Source organism: Peribacillus sp. SRI_006 (assembly GCF_057586375.1).
In genome coordinates, this window is record NZ_JBYCZT010000004.1 from 334,520 (window position 1) to 347,768 (window position 13,249).

At 35.6% G+C, this 13,249-nt stretch carries 14 protein-coding genes; 2 read left to right on the top strand and 12 right to left on the bottom strand.

Annotation, left to right across the window (positions count from 1 at the left end):
- The first annotated feature begins 13 nt into the window (after positions 1–13).
- The gene (locus AC2YHV_RS07710; RefSeq protein WP_487372954.1) at positions 14–1,972 is read left to right on the top strand and encodes an oxidoreductase; all 1,959 of its coding nucleotides are present in this window, start codon (positions 14–16) and stop codon (positions 1,970–1,972) included.
- Between the two features lie 49 nt (positions 1,973–2,021).
- Here AC2YHV_RS07710 and AC2YHV_RS07715 read toward each other — a convergent pair whose 3' ends face one another.
- Both AC2YHV_RS07715 and AC2YHV_RS07720 read right to left on the bottom strand, forming a co-directional pair.
- Complete coding sequence (locus tag AC2YHV_RS07715) at positions 2,022–4,439, bottom strand: DEAD/DEAH box helicase family protein (protein WP_487372955.1); 2,418 nt, start codon at positions 4,437–4,439, stop codon at positions 2,022–2,024.
- Positions 4,432–4,758: a nucleoside triphosphate pyrophosphohydrolase gene (locus tag AC2YHV_RS07720; RefSeq protein WP_098937319.1), complete on the bottom strand. Its 327-nt coding sequence runs from the start codon at positions 4,756–4,758 to the stop codon at positions 4,432–4,434. Before AC2YHV_RS07720 ends, AC2YHV_RS07715 begins: the two co-directional genes overlap by 8 nt.
- A 120-nt stretch (positions 4,759–4,878) precedes the next feature.
- On the opposite strand from AC2YHV_RS07720, the gene AC2YHV_RS07725 reads away from it, so the two are divergent.
- Positions 4,879–5,292 (top strand): (deoxy)nucleoside triphosphate pyrophosphohydrolase, encoded by a 414-nt coding sequence (locus AC2YHV_RS07725; protein ID WP_487372956.1) that lies wholly within the window; start codon positions 4,879–4,881, stop codon positions 5,290–5,292.
- 5 nt (positions 5,293–5,297) lie between these two features.
- Here the strand turns inward: AC2YHV_RS07725 and AC2YHV_RS07730 are convergent, their stop codons facing one another.
- From AC2YHV_RS07730 to AC2YHV_RS07775, 10 genes are all read right to left on the bottom strand, one after another.
- The gene (locus tag AC2YHV_RS07730) at positions 5,298–8,108 is read right to left on the bottom strand and encodes a DEAD/DEAH box helicase (RefSeq protein WP_487372957.1); all 2,811 of its coding nucleotides are present in this window, start codon (positions 8,106–8,108) and stop codon (positions 5,298–5,300) included.
- A 260-nt stretch (positions 8,109–8,368) separates the two neighbouring features.
- On the bottom strand, positions 8,369–8,923 hold the full coding sequence (locus AC2YHV_RS07735) for a hypothetical protein (protein WP_487372958.1): 555 nt from the start codon (positions 8,921–8,923) through the stop codon (positions 8,369–8,371).
- A 150-nt stretch (positions 8,924–9,073) separates the two neighbouring features.
- Positions 9,074–9,523, bottom strand: a complete 450-nt coding sequence (locus AC2YHV_RS07740) for an SMI1/KNR4 family protein (protein ID WP_487372959.1) — start codon at positions 9,521–9,523, stop codon at positions 9,074–9,076.
- A gap of 303 nt (positions 9,524–9,826) precedes the next feature.
- Positions 9,827–10,282 carry an SMI1/KNR4 family protein gene (locus tag AC2YHV_RS07745; protein ID WP_487372960.1) on the bottom strand — a complete coding sequence of 152 codons (456 nt, stop codon included), beginning with the start codon at positions 10,280–10,282 and terminating at the stop codon, positions 9,827–9,829.
- Between the two features lie 124 nt (positions 10,283–10,406).
- Positions 10,407–10,619 carry a bacteriocin immunity protein gene (locus AC2YHV_RS07750; protein ID WP_487372961.1) on the bottom strand — a complete coding sequence of 71 codons (213 nt, stop codon included), beginning with the start codon at positions 10,617–10,619 and terminating at the stop codon, positions 10,407–10,409.
- Positions 10,620–10,634: 15 nt separating this feature from the next.
- Positions 10,635–11,111, bottom strand: coding sequence for a DUF4274 domain-containing protein (locus tag AC2YHV_RS07755; protein ID WP_487372962.1), 477 nt, complete (start codon positions 11,109–11,111; stop codon positions 10,635–10,637).
- A gap of 39 nt (positions 11,112–11,150) precedes the next feature.
- A complete protein-coding gene (locus AC2YHV_RS07760; RefSeq protein ID WP_487372963.1) occupies positions 11,151–11,525 on the bottom strand; it encodes an immunity 22 family protein in 375 nt (124 codons plus the stop codon).
- A 116-nt stretch (positions 11,526–11,641) separates the two neighbouring features.
- The gene (locus AC2YHV_RS07765; protein ID WP_487372964.1) at positions 11,642–11,944 is read right to left on the bottom strand and encodes a contact-dependent growth inhibition system immunity protein; all 303 of its coding nucleotides are present in this window, start codon (positions 11,942–11,944) and stop codon (positions 11,642–11,644) included.
- Between the two features lie 106 nt (positions 11,945–12,050).
- The gene (locus AC2YHV_RS07770) at positions 12,051–12,395 is read right to left on the bottom strand and encodes a tRNA-Val4 (RefSeq protein WP_487372965.1); all 345 of its coding nucleotides are present in this window, start codon (positions 12,393–12,395) and stop codon (positions 12,051–12,053) included.
- Positions 12,396–12,729: 334 nt separating this feature from the next.
- Positions 12,730–13,239 carry an ankyrin repeat domain-containing protein gene (locus AC2YHV_RS07775; protein WP_487372966.1) on the bottom strand — a complete coding sequence of 170 codons (510 nt, stop codon included), beginning with the start codon at positions 13,237–13,239 and terminating at the stop codon, positions 12,730–12,732.
- Between the last annotated feature and the right edge of the window lie 10 nt (positions 13,240–13,249).

Sequence of the window (13,249 nt, forward strand, 5' to 3'; positions counted from 1 at the left end):
AGTGGTCATGTATATGGCACAATTCAAGAATCTGTTTACCAAATTAACGATCGGTTCTACTGAATTAAAAAACCGGATCTTAAGTACAGCACATCAAACAAATCATGTCACGGACGGAATCCCCACTTCGGATATGGTCGCCTATCATGAAGCCCGTGCTAAAGGAGGCGTCGGATTAATCATCCTTGAAGCGGCATCCGTACATCCATCCGGCATGCTTACGTCCAAAACGATCGCAGGCTATGACCAAAGAATCGTCGATGCCTACAAAGAGCTTTCCGAAACGCTTCATAAGTATGGAACGAAGGTTTTCTCGCAGCTATTTCATGGCGGAAGGGAAGTCGTATCGAGCGACTATCGAAATGCGGCATGGGCGCCTTCAGCCGTTCCCAGCCTGCGCTTTGGCGTGATGCCAAAACCAATGAGTTTGGAGGATATTGAAGGAGTGATTGAAGGGTTCGCCCATTCAGCACAGCTGGCAAAGGAAGGCGGACTTGATGGAGTGGAAATTTGCTGTTCACACGGATATCTTCCTGCCCAGTTTTGGTCACAGCATACAAATAAACGCACCGATCACTATGGAGGATCATTTGAAAACCGGATGCGATTCATCGTGGAAATATTGGAGAAGGTATGGGAAAGAGTCGGGGAAGACTTTACCGTCGGCATTCGCATGAGTTCAGATGAACTGACGATGGACGGGACAACGATGAAGGATTCCGTGCAAATCGTCGAATATCTCGCTGAGAAAGTCCGATTGGATTTCATCAATGTCACAGCCGGAGATTCAAGTACCTTTGAGGGATCAACCCATATCGTGCCGCCATCACCGATAAAGCACGCTTACCTATCTCCACATGGATTCAAAATCAGGATGGCAGGAGCCGTCCCGGTCTTTGTCGGCAATCGAATCGTCGACCCCGTTGAAGCGGAACAGATCGTATCCACCGGAAAAGCCGATGTCGTCGGAATGACCAGGGCCTTAATCGTCGACCCAGACATGCCCAACAAAGCAAAAGATGGCGACCTGCAGGCAATCGATGCATGCATCGGCTGTTTACAAGCCTGTATCGGTCACTATCATAAAGGACTGCCGATTGGCTGTGTCCAAAACCCGACAACAGGTAAAGAAGCATGGATCTTACCAGAATTAAAGAAAACGAGAAACAAACAGAATGTCCTCGTCATCGGCGCCGGACCCGGCGGATTACAGGCAGCCATAACTGCTGACTACCTAGGTCATTCCGTGACACTGATTGATCAAAGCAAATCAATCGGCGGCCTGCTTCGCACCATGCGCAAAGCACCGATGAGGCATGAACTCGCAGAATCGATGCTCGATAACTACTCCAGGAAACTAATGAGAAGCAATATAAATGTGCAATTAGGCAAAACAGCCACCGCCCAGGAAATATCCGAATCGAATCCGGACGCCATCATCTGTGCAACAGGCTCACGGCCCTATACACCAGCCATCGAAGGAATCGATGACCCACGGATCATCATGAGTGATGACCTCTTCAGCTCAACCAAAAAAGTCGGGGACAACGTACTCGTATTCGACTTTGGCGGCGACTGGCCCGGCATGGAAGCAGCCATCTACCTAGCCGAAATAGGCCATGGAGTCACACTCATATCATCAAGACTGCACATCGGCGAAACCGTCCATCAATATCTCAGGAACGAATACCTAAAAAAACTATACAACCTAAACGTCACACTCCTACCCCATTACGACATCGGGGCAATCAAAGAAAATCACGTCATCATCCGGAACCTATTCACCCAACAAAAACAAGAACTAACAAACTGGGACTCCATCGTCCTCTCCCTTGGCCGCATACCCAACACAGAACTATTCGAAGAAATGAAAGGCCATGCACCTATTGTGAAGCAGATTGGGGATTGCCTTGGTCCGCGGACGATAGAGGAAGCTACGCATGAGGGGATGATGAGTGTTATTAGTTTATAGGGGGAAGAGACATTCTTTTGGAATGTCTCTTTTTTAAGGATGGGTACTTTTACTTAGCCTTGCGCTCAAAGTGATAATGAAGTCGATATTCACAAATATCCTTGGTCATATCAAACAAAACCCTTTGGTCTTCTGGTCTGACATCAAAATTCAGACTGAAAATATCTTCATCGTAAGAAATCAATCCTTTAGAGCTGCCACTCCACTTAGACATAGGCATAGTTGCAATCAACTTGCTCACCCCTTCTTTATCGTAGTTCCATAGCTTTTTAGATGATTTGTCAGCAAAGTCAATTTGTTTTCGATACTCTGTTTCTGTTAAGTAGCTATGAAAGAATGGTGCTGCTTCCTCAGAGGTGATTGGCTTGAACCAACTATACTCCCCACGCTCTAGCATCGCTAGCAGAACGACCATTTTATAGCTCTTCGCCATACCTGTTTTCTCTACTTCAACTAGCCATTGTTCATATCGATGAAAGATTTCTGATTCATTTTCTGAAAGCTCTTTAGCATATTCCAAGAATCCATAATATGAAGAGAATTCCTGACGATACTGCAGGGAGTCAGAGGCCCCTTTTAGATGTAATTCTAAATAGGAAGGCCTTCTTCCTAATTTCTGCTTTAATATGTGATAATCATTTACTAATTTATCTCGTCTAGGCTGCTTCTTTTTCACCATTTCCTTTAAGAGATTAATAACCTGGATATCTAATTCTATATCGCATAACTCAGGAACAACCGGTTCAATGGTTTTCGTCTTCTGCTTGCTCAAATTTGTATCAAACAAACTTAATTTAACATCTGCATTTCGATAATTACCGATTAAATCAATGATAACGCAATGATCCTTGGAGTCATGTAGTCTTAGCCCTCTGCCAATCTGCTGGGTAAAGACCGTTAAAGATTCTGTTGGTCTAACAAATAAAAGCGTATCAACAGCCGGGATATCGACTCCCTCATTGAATAGATTGACAGTAAAGATAATATCGAGGGCTCCAGCTGTAAGCTGACTTATTGCATCATCTCTATTCATGTCTTTTTGCCTTGAATGTAGACTAATTGCCCTATAGCCCTTTTGATTAAAAAAGTCAGAAAGAAAATCTGCTTGCCTAATGGATGAACAGAAACCAATTGTACGTGTTTTTCTTTTTTCCTTCCACGCGCTCAATACTTTTTGAGCCATCTCATCCCGTAATTGAAGCTGTAGTAACTCCTTTTCATCATATCGATTTCCGAGCCAAGTAATCTGACTATAATCTGTATCATCATACACACCAAAATATTTAAAAGGCGCTAACCAGTTCCGTCGAATTGCCTCAAGGAAATCCATCCGGAATGCTACATTTCCACCGCAGATAGCATATACATCCTTGTTATCATTCCGATCCGGTGTGGCCGTGATTCCAAGCAAAAATTTCGGTTTGAAGTAATCTAGTACTCGTTGATAAGAATCAGCCGCTGCATGATGAAACTCATCGACGATAATCAAGTCAAATTCTTCGGGATCAAAAGCTTGAAGATGACGCTGCATGCTTAACGTGTAAATCGAAGCAAAAATGCTATGTCCATGCCTTTCCTTCACCTTGCCATTATAAATAGAAAAGCTCGCTTCCGGCATAACCGTTTGGAATGACTTCTTAGCCTGATATAGAATTTCTTCAAGATGTGCAATAAACAGCACCCGTTTAAAATTGCGCGCAAAGAACCCGGCTAAATATGTCTTTCCTAATCCGGTGGCCATCACGACTAACGCCTTATCATAATCTTCTTCCATTGTTTTATTTAATTCCTCTAATGCCTCAATTTGTGCAAAGCGAGGATAAATTTCCCCATATGATGCAGATGATTCATGAATGATCTCCGTTGTTGGAATAGACTCATCAACTTCACTTGGAAGCATTAAATCCATTTCCTCTGTCTCTGTCCACTTTTGAAGAAGATTTGGATTAGTTATATGAAACTTCTCATAGCTTTCTTCATAATTCTTCAACGTTTCTTGATTTAAAGAAATCGTATGGTCACTATAAAACGTTTCTAAAAATAGATGCAGACCTTGAGAAAATACTTCTTCATCATCACTAACAGAAAGACTCCATTCCACTCCATTACTTAAAGCAGAACGAGAAAGATTGGACGATCCAACAAACAGGCTATCTTGGTTTTCTTTTTGAAATAGATAAGCTTTAGGATGAAAGGACACTCCATTACTCTTCCATAATCTGACCTCAATCCTTGAATCAATCTCTAACAATATCCTTAATGCTTCTGGCTGGGTCACAAACAAATAATCGCCAGTACACACTTTAATTTCCGCTCCACGTTCAGCAGCCGCTCTTAATGCTTCTCTCAAATATTGAACACCAGATTTCATAACAAAAGAGGTCAAAATACAAATAGAAGAAGCAGAATCAATCTGCTTCAATAAGTGTGACCCTAATTGACCGGCAATTAATTGGACCTTACTCATCTTCAACCTCAATTAGATAAATCTTCTCCTTAAACCCCCCGCGTTTATCTGCTTTGTTCTTCCTTACTTTCTCCACTTCCTCAATAGAAGCTCCATGATACTCAGCCAAAGCATGAAGGATTTCTAACACATCCGCCAACTCTTCAATCGCTTCCTCTTTACTTTCTGTCTCTACATATTCCTGTAACTCTTCAAAGCTCTTCTTTTTCAATTCTTCTATGTATTCCTTCTCATTTAACACTTTTGTTGTAAACTTCTTACCTGTAGCTTCAATCACTTCTGGAATCCGATCACGGACTAATTTATTGTGGACTGGCATAAAGTAGCCTCCTTCAAAGTTTATCTTACAATTATATCACTTACCCAAATTTTGTATTTAACACAAACCTCACTTAATCATGATATTATTTAATCATAGCAAAACCTATAGGAGGATAACATGAAAAAGCAAGTTAAAGTAGTTGCAGCCATTATTGAAAATGAAAATGATGAAATACTATGTGCGTTACGCTCTCCAGAAATGAGCATCCCGAACATGTGGGAGTTTCCAGGTGGAAAAGTAGAAAAGGGAGAAGATATTTTTACTGCTTTAAAAAGAGAGATTGATGAGGAATTACAATGTCAGGTTGAAACAGAGGCTTCAATCTTTAATGATAATACGCATGAATATGAAACCTTCATCATTAACCTACTGTCTATAAAATGTAGAATCATTGGAGGTACCCCAACAGTCAATGAGCATTCTAAACTGATATGGTTAAAGCGCGAGAATCTGAGCTCTCTAAAATGGGCTCCTGCTGACATTCCAGCTGTGGAACAATTGATAAATGAAAAAAATAGTCTTCTCAAATGAGAAGACTATACTCTTTTAGTGAACTCCGTATATAAACTAGCAGGAACTTCATTCTCTAATTCCATTGTAACAGTAATTGGCTTTTCCCCTTCATATTCCACGGTGTTACCCTTCCCGATATAAATATACGGTTCTGTCTTTCCGTCTATTTCTTTATACTTTCTAATAAATAAATGTAAATGTATCCCTCTATCCTGATTGAAAACAATATTCTTTCCTCTCTCAGAACTTGGGGCAGTACTATTTGGAGTCTGCCATTGAAAAATGCGTTCGTTTATAAATTCATCGTGGTAATTAATGCTCTCTTTAATATCTTCTTCCTTGTGCAAATCAATAAATAAGAAGTAGTCATTTCCATTTGAAAGTAGACCAGAACCCCTAAAAGCACTGTGGCTTTTGCGATAATTTGAAAGTAATGCAGCATCACCCATTTGATATTGTTCATACAGCTTCAAATGTGGAACACCATAGTAGTCTTCTTTAAATTCCTTTTCATATCTAAAGATTCCATAAATAATAAGATCTTCTACATATCTTCTATATTCTTCATTCTGTAAAACCTTTTGATAAGAAGCTGTCTTAGTTAAATGACCATTTTCAAGAGCAAATAACTTAAAGTTCCTCTTTTTCTGACCAGGATCATAAAAATCCTGATTTAGACACTGCAAGGCATGTAATACGCTATCTTCATCTACCTCTTTAATCAACTTCAATATCTCATGTTTCGCGGTTTCTAAAGAAATATCATCATGGTCCAATAGATATTTAGCAATAGCAAATTCATACACTCGCTTTAAAGGTAACTTGCTCGATAATTCCTTTAATACTCCTTCAAAAGCTTCGTCTAGTAATAGCCTTTTCAAGGAATCTTCTTTTTCTACTTTTGCTACAAATTGCAAATATGTTTTTTCGCGATTAATAAACTTAATCGGATCTGGAGCTCCATCAAATTTCATATAATCCATTAATAATAATGGAATTTTACCTTGATTCATTTTCTTAAATTCAAAGTACTCTTCCTTCAAATACTTCAAAGAATTAAAGTTTTCCTTATCAATCTGCGCTAATATCCGTTCTTCAGAAATTTTATCCATTTGAATATGCGTACACCCTGGAATATTTGCAAAGCCAGTTGCAATAGCTACCTTCAAGCTTTCTTTATCATAATAACGGCTTCCATTTAAGGCGATGGCAATTAAGAACGTTTTACTATGATTCCCGATAAAATCAAGTACTGTTAGGAAAGTCTTGTCTTTATGTTTGCGAAGTCCTCGTCCTAGCTGTTGAATAAAAACTATTGGAGAATTAGTAGGTCTTAACATTAATACGGTATTTACTGAAGGAATATCAACACCTTCATTAAAAATATCAACGGTGAAAATAAATTCTAAATCATCATGATCATCTTCTAATCTATTTATATAATACGATCTCTGCTCGACTGAGTCATTTCCAGATAAACAGATACTTTGAATACCCCTACTATTGAATTCTTGTGCCATATATTGTGCATGTTCAACGGCTACACAAAACCCTAGACCTTTTCTTTTTTCACCGTCATGACCATAGAAATTCATATTCTTAATAATAAAGTCGACTCTCTCATTAACCTTTAATCTCTTCGTTATCTCCGCTACATCGTCAATATCTACATCACTTAAATCAATTCCCTCAATATCGGTAATACCAAAATAATGAAAGGGAATAACAAGTTCATCCTCTAAAGCTTCATGTAAACGAACTTCTAATGCAACATTATTATCAAATAGGTCAAAGACATTTTGTTGATCGCTTCTCTCTGGAGTAGCTGTCATCCCTAATGTGAACTGTGGGTCGAAATATTCTAGCACTGCTTGATAGCTTGGGCTTGTTGCATGATGAGCCTCGTCAAAAATAATATAATCAAATTCGTCTCGTTTAAATTCCTCGTAGCATTTAGACAAAGTTTGTATGGTAGAAAAAATATAATCGGCATTTTTTTGCTTTTGATTCCCAGTCAGTAATCCAAATGTCAGTTTTTCATTAGGAAGGAGCTTTTCAAAGGTCTCTTTTGCTTTTTTTAATATTTCTTCTCTATGTACAATGAACAGTAATCTTTTAGGCTTGAATCCCTTTACGTCAAAAGCAGACATATACGTTTTACCCGTCCCTGTTGCTGCTATAACCAAAGCCTTCTTTTCCCCAAACGATCTAATTCTTTCAAGGTTTTCTACCGCACGTTTTTGCATGTTATTGGGAATAATATATTCAGAGCTTTCATAAATAAATTGCTGTGTATTCGTATAGCCCTTTAATTTACTCAGAAACTCTTCATACTTACTTATGAAATTGTCATCTGCTACGACACTACTATTCCATAAGCCATCATATTCCTTTAAAACATCTTTCAGAAATTGAGCATTCTCTTTAGCAATAATCTCAACATTCCACTCAATATTACTCTTAAGGGCACTTTGAGTAATATTAGAAGAACCAATAATCACCTTATAACTATCCTTAAATTCAAAAATATACGCTTTCGTATGAAAACCAATCGCCTTATCTGTCTCAAAAATCTTCAAATGAATATTACTAAACTCATTTATTTTCTTTAAAGCCTTCGCTTCAGTAAAATTCAGATAAGTAGAAGTAATAATCTTCCCCTTTACGCCCCTTTTTTCCGCGTTCTTGAAAGTATCCAACAACAGCTGAAGACCACTATAATTAATAAAGGCCACGCTGAAATAAAACTTTTCACATTCATTTATAGAAGAAATTAATTCATTTAATAAATTACCCTTGTCTGAATTGACAATTAGTTTTTTCTCGATGTCCATGATTTGCTCCTGACTGTGGTTAATATATAAGGGATTATCAGATGTATTTCAATAACTCGTAAAACAATAATACATACTCTGGCCTGTTTCTATAGGAAAATATATTCTATTCTGACTTCATTAAGTAGTTTTAGTAAGTCTTTATCTTTTTTATATTGCATATTTCTTAAAAGACCATTTTTGCTTTTATATTATTAAATATTTATCGTAATTATTCTTAATTGTTATTATTCCAAAACACCAAGAATCGTAAAAAACTCTTACAATAGACCATCTATTATCTGTTTTAATTCTTCATATGTACTTGGTTGAGCTATTTTTTTTAGTGAATTTAAAGATATTGTTTTTTGATTAGGAAAATATATATCTAAGTCTTTAGTTAATGCAACGTAAAAATCCCATTGTTTCACATTTAATGGTTCAATTATTTCATGATTTTTTTCTTTTAGTAAACAAAATACATATATATCAGCATTCCGTTTTACCGTAGGGTTATATTTATTTGTAGAATAATCATATTCTTTTTTTGCCCCAATACTAAAACTGATGTTTGAATATTTTTCCTTATGCCATGCTTGGATATACGCAGAAGATTTGACCTCAATTTTCATGCCTTTATAAACTAAATCATAAGAATCCCATTCAACTCGTAATTGATTTAAACAGCCAAGAGCAGTTCCAATTAAAAACTCAGCAAAAATTCCCCTTAGGTTGTTTGTTAGAATATTTGAAAATCCCCATTTCCAGAAATCTAAAATAGTATGGTCTGTTCCTAATATTGGAGTTTCTGATTTAAGATGTTTATCATTATTCATTTATAACCACATCCTTTTATGCACATTTCAGGTAAACTACCAACGTTTCCCAATACATTTTATCTTCCCAATTAAGTTTCATATAAACCTAAAAAACTTATCCCATTGGATAACGAGATCCCTTTTATATTTTGCTTCTTGTTATCAATTTTAAAAATCTTCTTCCCATGCTTCTTTTGCATCCAATAACCTTTGTGATAAAAACTCATAAAAATTCTTTGCTGTATTGTAGTTATCAAGTCCCCCTTGTCTATTCCACGCTATTACTGGGCACTCATTATTCTCCACTTTGCTTGTATATAAACAATAGACATATTCTCCAGCATCTTCAATAACTACTAAATCCTTATCCAACCCTAAATCTCTATAACTCTTCGTGTTAACAACAACAGGAGCTCTATTTGACTTAGCCACTCCTAAAATATCAACACCAAATGACCCACCAGAACCATAGGTAGTTAAAAACCACTTATAGCTTTCTGGTAATTCCACCCCTAGCACATTTTGGACAATATTGATTTGACTTTCATCTACTCCACCTGTGTAGTCATCTGACTCCTTATATTCATTAATAAAATTTGTTAATTCCTCTTTATTCATTCAGTACTCCCCCTGCCAACAATAGTTTGTTTTTAGGATTGTAAGGCAATAGCTTAGGAGTTGAGACTAATTCTTTTGCCTTCATAACGCCTTTTACTACAGCTGCTTTTAGAGTGGTTACCACAGGAGTTTGTGACAGAGTCCCAAAATCCACAAACTCCTTACCTATATGAATAGTTTTGTTCCTTTTTTGAATAAAAAAATGGATAGCCCCTTTTTCGAAAGGCTCTATCCACTTCTTCTTATATAAAAACAATTCTTATTTTATAACAAAACAAGATAAATAACTATTCCCCTCAGCTTTTACCAAGCTTCTTCACCTTCTCCCCATTCTTCTTTTGCCAATTCAAGACGTTCGATTAAATAGTCTAAAAAATTATCGGTAAGCGTTCGACCATAGCCTTCCTGATTATCCCACATTATAACTGGACATTCTCCATTTATCATTTTATTAGTATCGAGGCAATAGGCAAATTCATCAATATCTTCTATAACCACAATTCCATCGATTAAACCATAATACTTTTGATGATCTTTGGTAGAATCTACTACTGCTGGACCCGTAAAACCATATCCAATTATTCTCACTCCAAAAAGTCCACCGTAACCATAATTTCTTAAAAACCACTTGTAACTTTCCGGTAATGAAACCTGTAATTTTTGTTCAGTTTCTTTTACTTTGTCTTCACTTACTCCACCTGTAAAATCATCATCTTCGCCATACTGCTTAATAAATTCCTGTAAAGCTGAATATTTCACCAAAATCACCTACTAATCTTGATTTAAAAACTCCTTTTAATTAAGGGTAGCCCCACGAAAAAATAAACCTTGAATGGTAAATGGCATTCAAGGTTTTACTAATACGTGTTCTGTTCTAAATTCATTATTTTTCTTCCTCATATGCTAAGGAAATCTCTACTACTTCCTCTGGTGTTAAATCCTCATCATTCCAAAAAATTAAGTCACTAAGGGCAGGATGAGGAACATTGTCTTCTAAAACTTCTAAATATTCACTTACTTCTTCATCAGACAGCATAGGATTACATATTTTATTTACTAGTTCAACTAATTCCTCTTTAGAAAACCATTTACTCATTTTTTCCTCCTCTCCTTAATTACAGCCCTTTCCAAAATGATAAACCGGAATATCAACCACTTCGCCTGGTGATTTATTAATAAGAATATCAGGAATGTTTGGGTTATTCTTTTTCAACTTATACTTTTGAATTTTAGTTAATTCAGGGTCAAAGGAAATATTCTGAGATTTAAATTCAAAGTTTATAAGTTTATTGTGAATCTTATTCAAAAAACCTTTCCATTCCTCTAACGAAGAACTTGAAACTTCATATGAATCTTCTAACATACGATAGCCGTCTGCATAATGAAACATTAGTAAACCGGTTCCTAAATCACAAGCCTCGTTTTCTAAGATAACACTTGGTACATCAAATCCACTATTCCAATTATAATTTGCAGCAAAAAAATGAAGAAATAAAGGGTTATCTATATTCGTTATCTTATTGATTATTATTTCTTTATCTGTATCATAAAGTAGCTGTTCAAGGAAACTAATATCTTTCTTATCCACATTATAACTCCCCATTATTTCAATAATTTTCAAAATCTATTATACATAACTAATAGAAGTGATAAAATCAAACTCACCTATTGAATTAATTTTATTATCATATTCAAAGTTATATATTAGAACTACGGCATTATATGACTTCGTTAAATTAAAATGTTTATTAATTTTAGGGATCATAATTTCTTCATATGAACAGCCTTCTAACATTACTGAAATGTTATTACTATTCTCCTTTAATACTGCTTTTTCAATAAAATCCACGTCAGTTTCATTCATATCAATATTGAAATCTATAAAAAATTTGGAAGGAACAGACTCCCCATCTTCATCATATTTTAAATCCACATATTCTTCTATAGAGTTTTCATTTTTGATATTACCTAACCATATAGAAACCACCCCTTGTTTTACCATTATAAACGCTCCTAATTTATTCTAGTCTATAGTTAACCCGATTATTAAGTTTAAGGTATGTTATTAAGAAAATCATTGAAAGGCTTTTAGCCATCAAGGTTTTCCTCATAATAATTCTATTTTGTTTTAACAGCTTCTTTTATTTGTTCACTTACTTGATAGAGCCACTGAAGTGGTTCTAAACCAAGAGCGGGAAAGTACACACCATCTGCACAAGATTGAATGTATTCATTCTTTTCGATATCTGGATACTCACTTCCAATAAAATCTGTTAAAAAGAAAATAGCAGATTCCAGATACTCTTTACTTTCCTCTGTTAATAATTCTTCCAATGCCTCTTCTGAAGATTCAATATCCTGATGAAAAGTTCCAGCCAAAAACTGAAAAACTGGTTCTTCTAATTTGTTAGAAGACAACATAACATCACAACCTTGTATTAATTTGGATACCAGTTAGAGAGAGCATGGGATTACATAAAGGCATATTATTTTGGATAGCCATGTGCTTTATCTAAATCTATAAAACTTAATTCTCTGGTTCTTTGTATCTTTCTGGAATTTTATTTTTCCATATTAGCATAAGTTCTTTAAATTGTTCAGTTTCTATTTCATTCTCATTTGGCTTATCGAAGATATAAAAGTGATGAAGAACCGTTGTATCTTTTTTTATTAAGACACTGGTAGCATTCCCTTCTATTTCAAATTCATCGTATTCACCTTCCATTACTTTGTGAACAATATCAATATACTCATCCATTTCTGTTTCAAAAACAATATCTTCAATGAAGTCTGAGAAAAGGTTAATTTCTTGTGGTAGGATTATCCTTAGATATCCTAATGGGTTTCTTTTAAACTCATATGAATATTTCATACGCTTTAATCCCCTTTTAAATCATTTATATATAATGGGTATGCCGTTTCTATTGATTCATCTTTATCTAAATACATTTCTACTTTAATACAAAGCATAAAACATTATTGCATGATGGTACATGGTACAACCTTCATTAGCTTTTAATTTCAGTCAAGCATTATTCATATCGTCCAAAGTATAGAAATCTCATAAAAGAAAACAAAAACACCTGTTGCCTAAAAGGCAATCAAGTGCTTTATGGTTAGCTATTTAAAGTAGTCTATTACTAATCACATCTAAACTAACGAGCCTATTAAATTCGTAATTTCTAGGCTTATTCCCTAACACTTTTTTATTCTTTTTCATCCATCTTCTGCTTTAAATAATCAGCAATTTCAGTTTGACCAAATTCTCTAGCATATTCATATGCATCCATATTCTTAATACTCTCTCCCGTATATCTAATTGAAATATCTATTCCGTTTTCAACTAGAAGCTCAACTACTTCTTTATGCCCACCATAAATTGCTCCAAATAATGGGTTTCTTTTCGCTAAGGTCACATCTAATTCTGCGCCTGCATCTATTAAATACTTTACTATCTCCAAATGCCCCGCTCCTGCAGCCACTCTTAAAGGAGAAGCATCAAATATATCACCTTTTGTATTAACATCGATTCCTTTATGGATCAGATATTCTACTATTCCAAAATGTCCTTTTTTTGCTGCAACATGTAACCACGTACCAAATGGTGTCATTGTATGTAAAGATTCTGGATTATCGGCTATTAAACGCTTTACTTCATTAATATCACCAACCTTAATAGCATTTCTTATAGTTTTATTTAGACTTTTTTCATCCATAACATTACCT

Coding starts and splice junctions, on each gene's coding strand:
- AC2YHV_RS07760 (WP_487372963.1), bottom strand. CDS start 11,525: ATGGTAAAACAAGGGGTGGTTTCTATATGGTTAGGTAATATCAAAAAT.
- AC2YHV_RS07740 (WP_487372959.1), bottom strand. CDS start 9,523: ATGAATAAAGAGGAATTAACAAATTTTATTAATGAATATAAGGAGTCA.
- AC2YHV_RS07720 (WP_098937319.1), bottom strand. CDS start 4,758: ATGCCAGTCCACAATAAATTAGTCCGTGATCGGATTCCAGAAGTGATT.
- AC2YHV_RS07730 (WP_487372957.1), bottom strand. CDS start 8,108: ATGGACATCGAGAAAAAACTAATTGTCAATTCAGACAAGGGTAATTTA.
- AC2YHV_RS07770 (WP_487372965.1), bottom strand. CDS start 12,395: ATGAAATATTCATATGAGTTTAAAAGAAACCCATTAGGATATCTAAGG.
- AC2YHV_RS07725 (WP_487372956.1), top strand. CDS start 4,879: ATGAAAAAGCAAGTTAAAGTAGTTGCAGCCATTATTGAAAATGAAAAT.
- AC2YHV_RS07765 (WP_487372964.1), bottom strand. CDS start 11,944: ATGTTGTCTTCTAACAAATTAGAAGAACCAGTTTTTCAGTTTTTGGCT.
- AC2YHV_RS07710 (WP_487372954.1), top strand. CDS start 14: ATGGCACAATTCAAGAATCTGTTTACCAAATTAACGATCGGTTCTACT.
- AC2YHV_RS07775 (WP_487372966.1), bottom strand. CDS start 13,239: ATGGATGAAAAAAGTCTAAATAAAACTATAAGAAATGCTATTAAGGTT.
- AC2YHV_RS07750 (WP_487372961.1), bottom strand. CDS start 10,619: ATGAGTAAATGGTTTTCTAAAGAGGAATTAGTTGAACTAGTAAATAAA.
- AC2YHV_RS07715 (WP_487372955.1), bottom strand. CDS start 4,439: ATGAGTAAGGTCCAATTAATTGCCGGTCAATTAGGGTCACACTTATTG.
- AC2YHV_RS07735 (WP_487372958.1), bottom strand. CDS start 8,923: ATGAATAATGATAAACATCTTAAATCAGAAACTCCAATATTAGGAACA.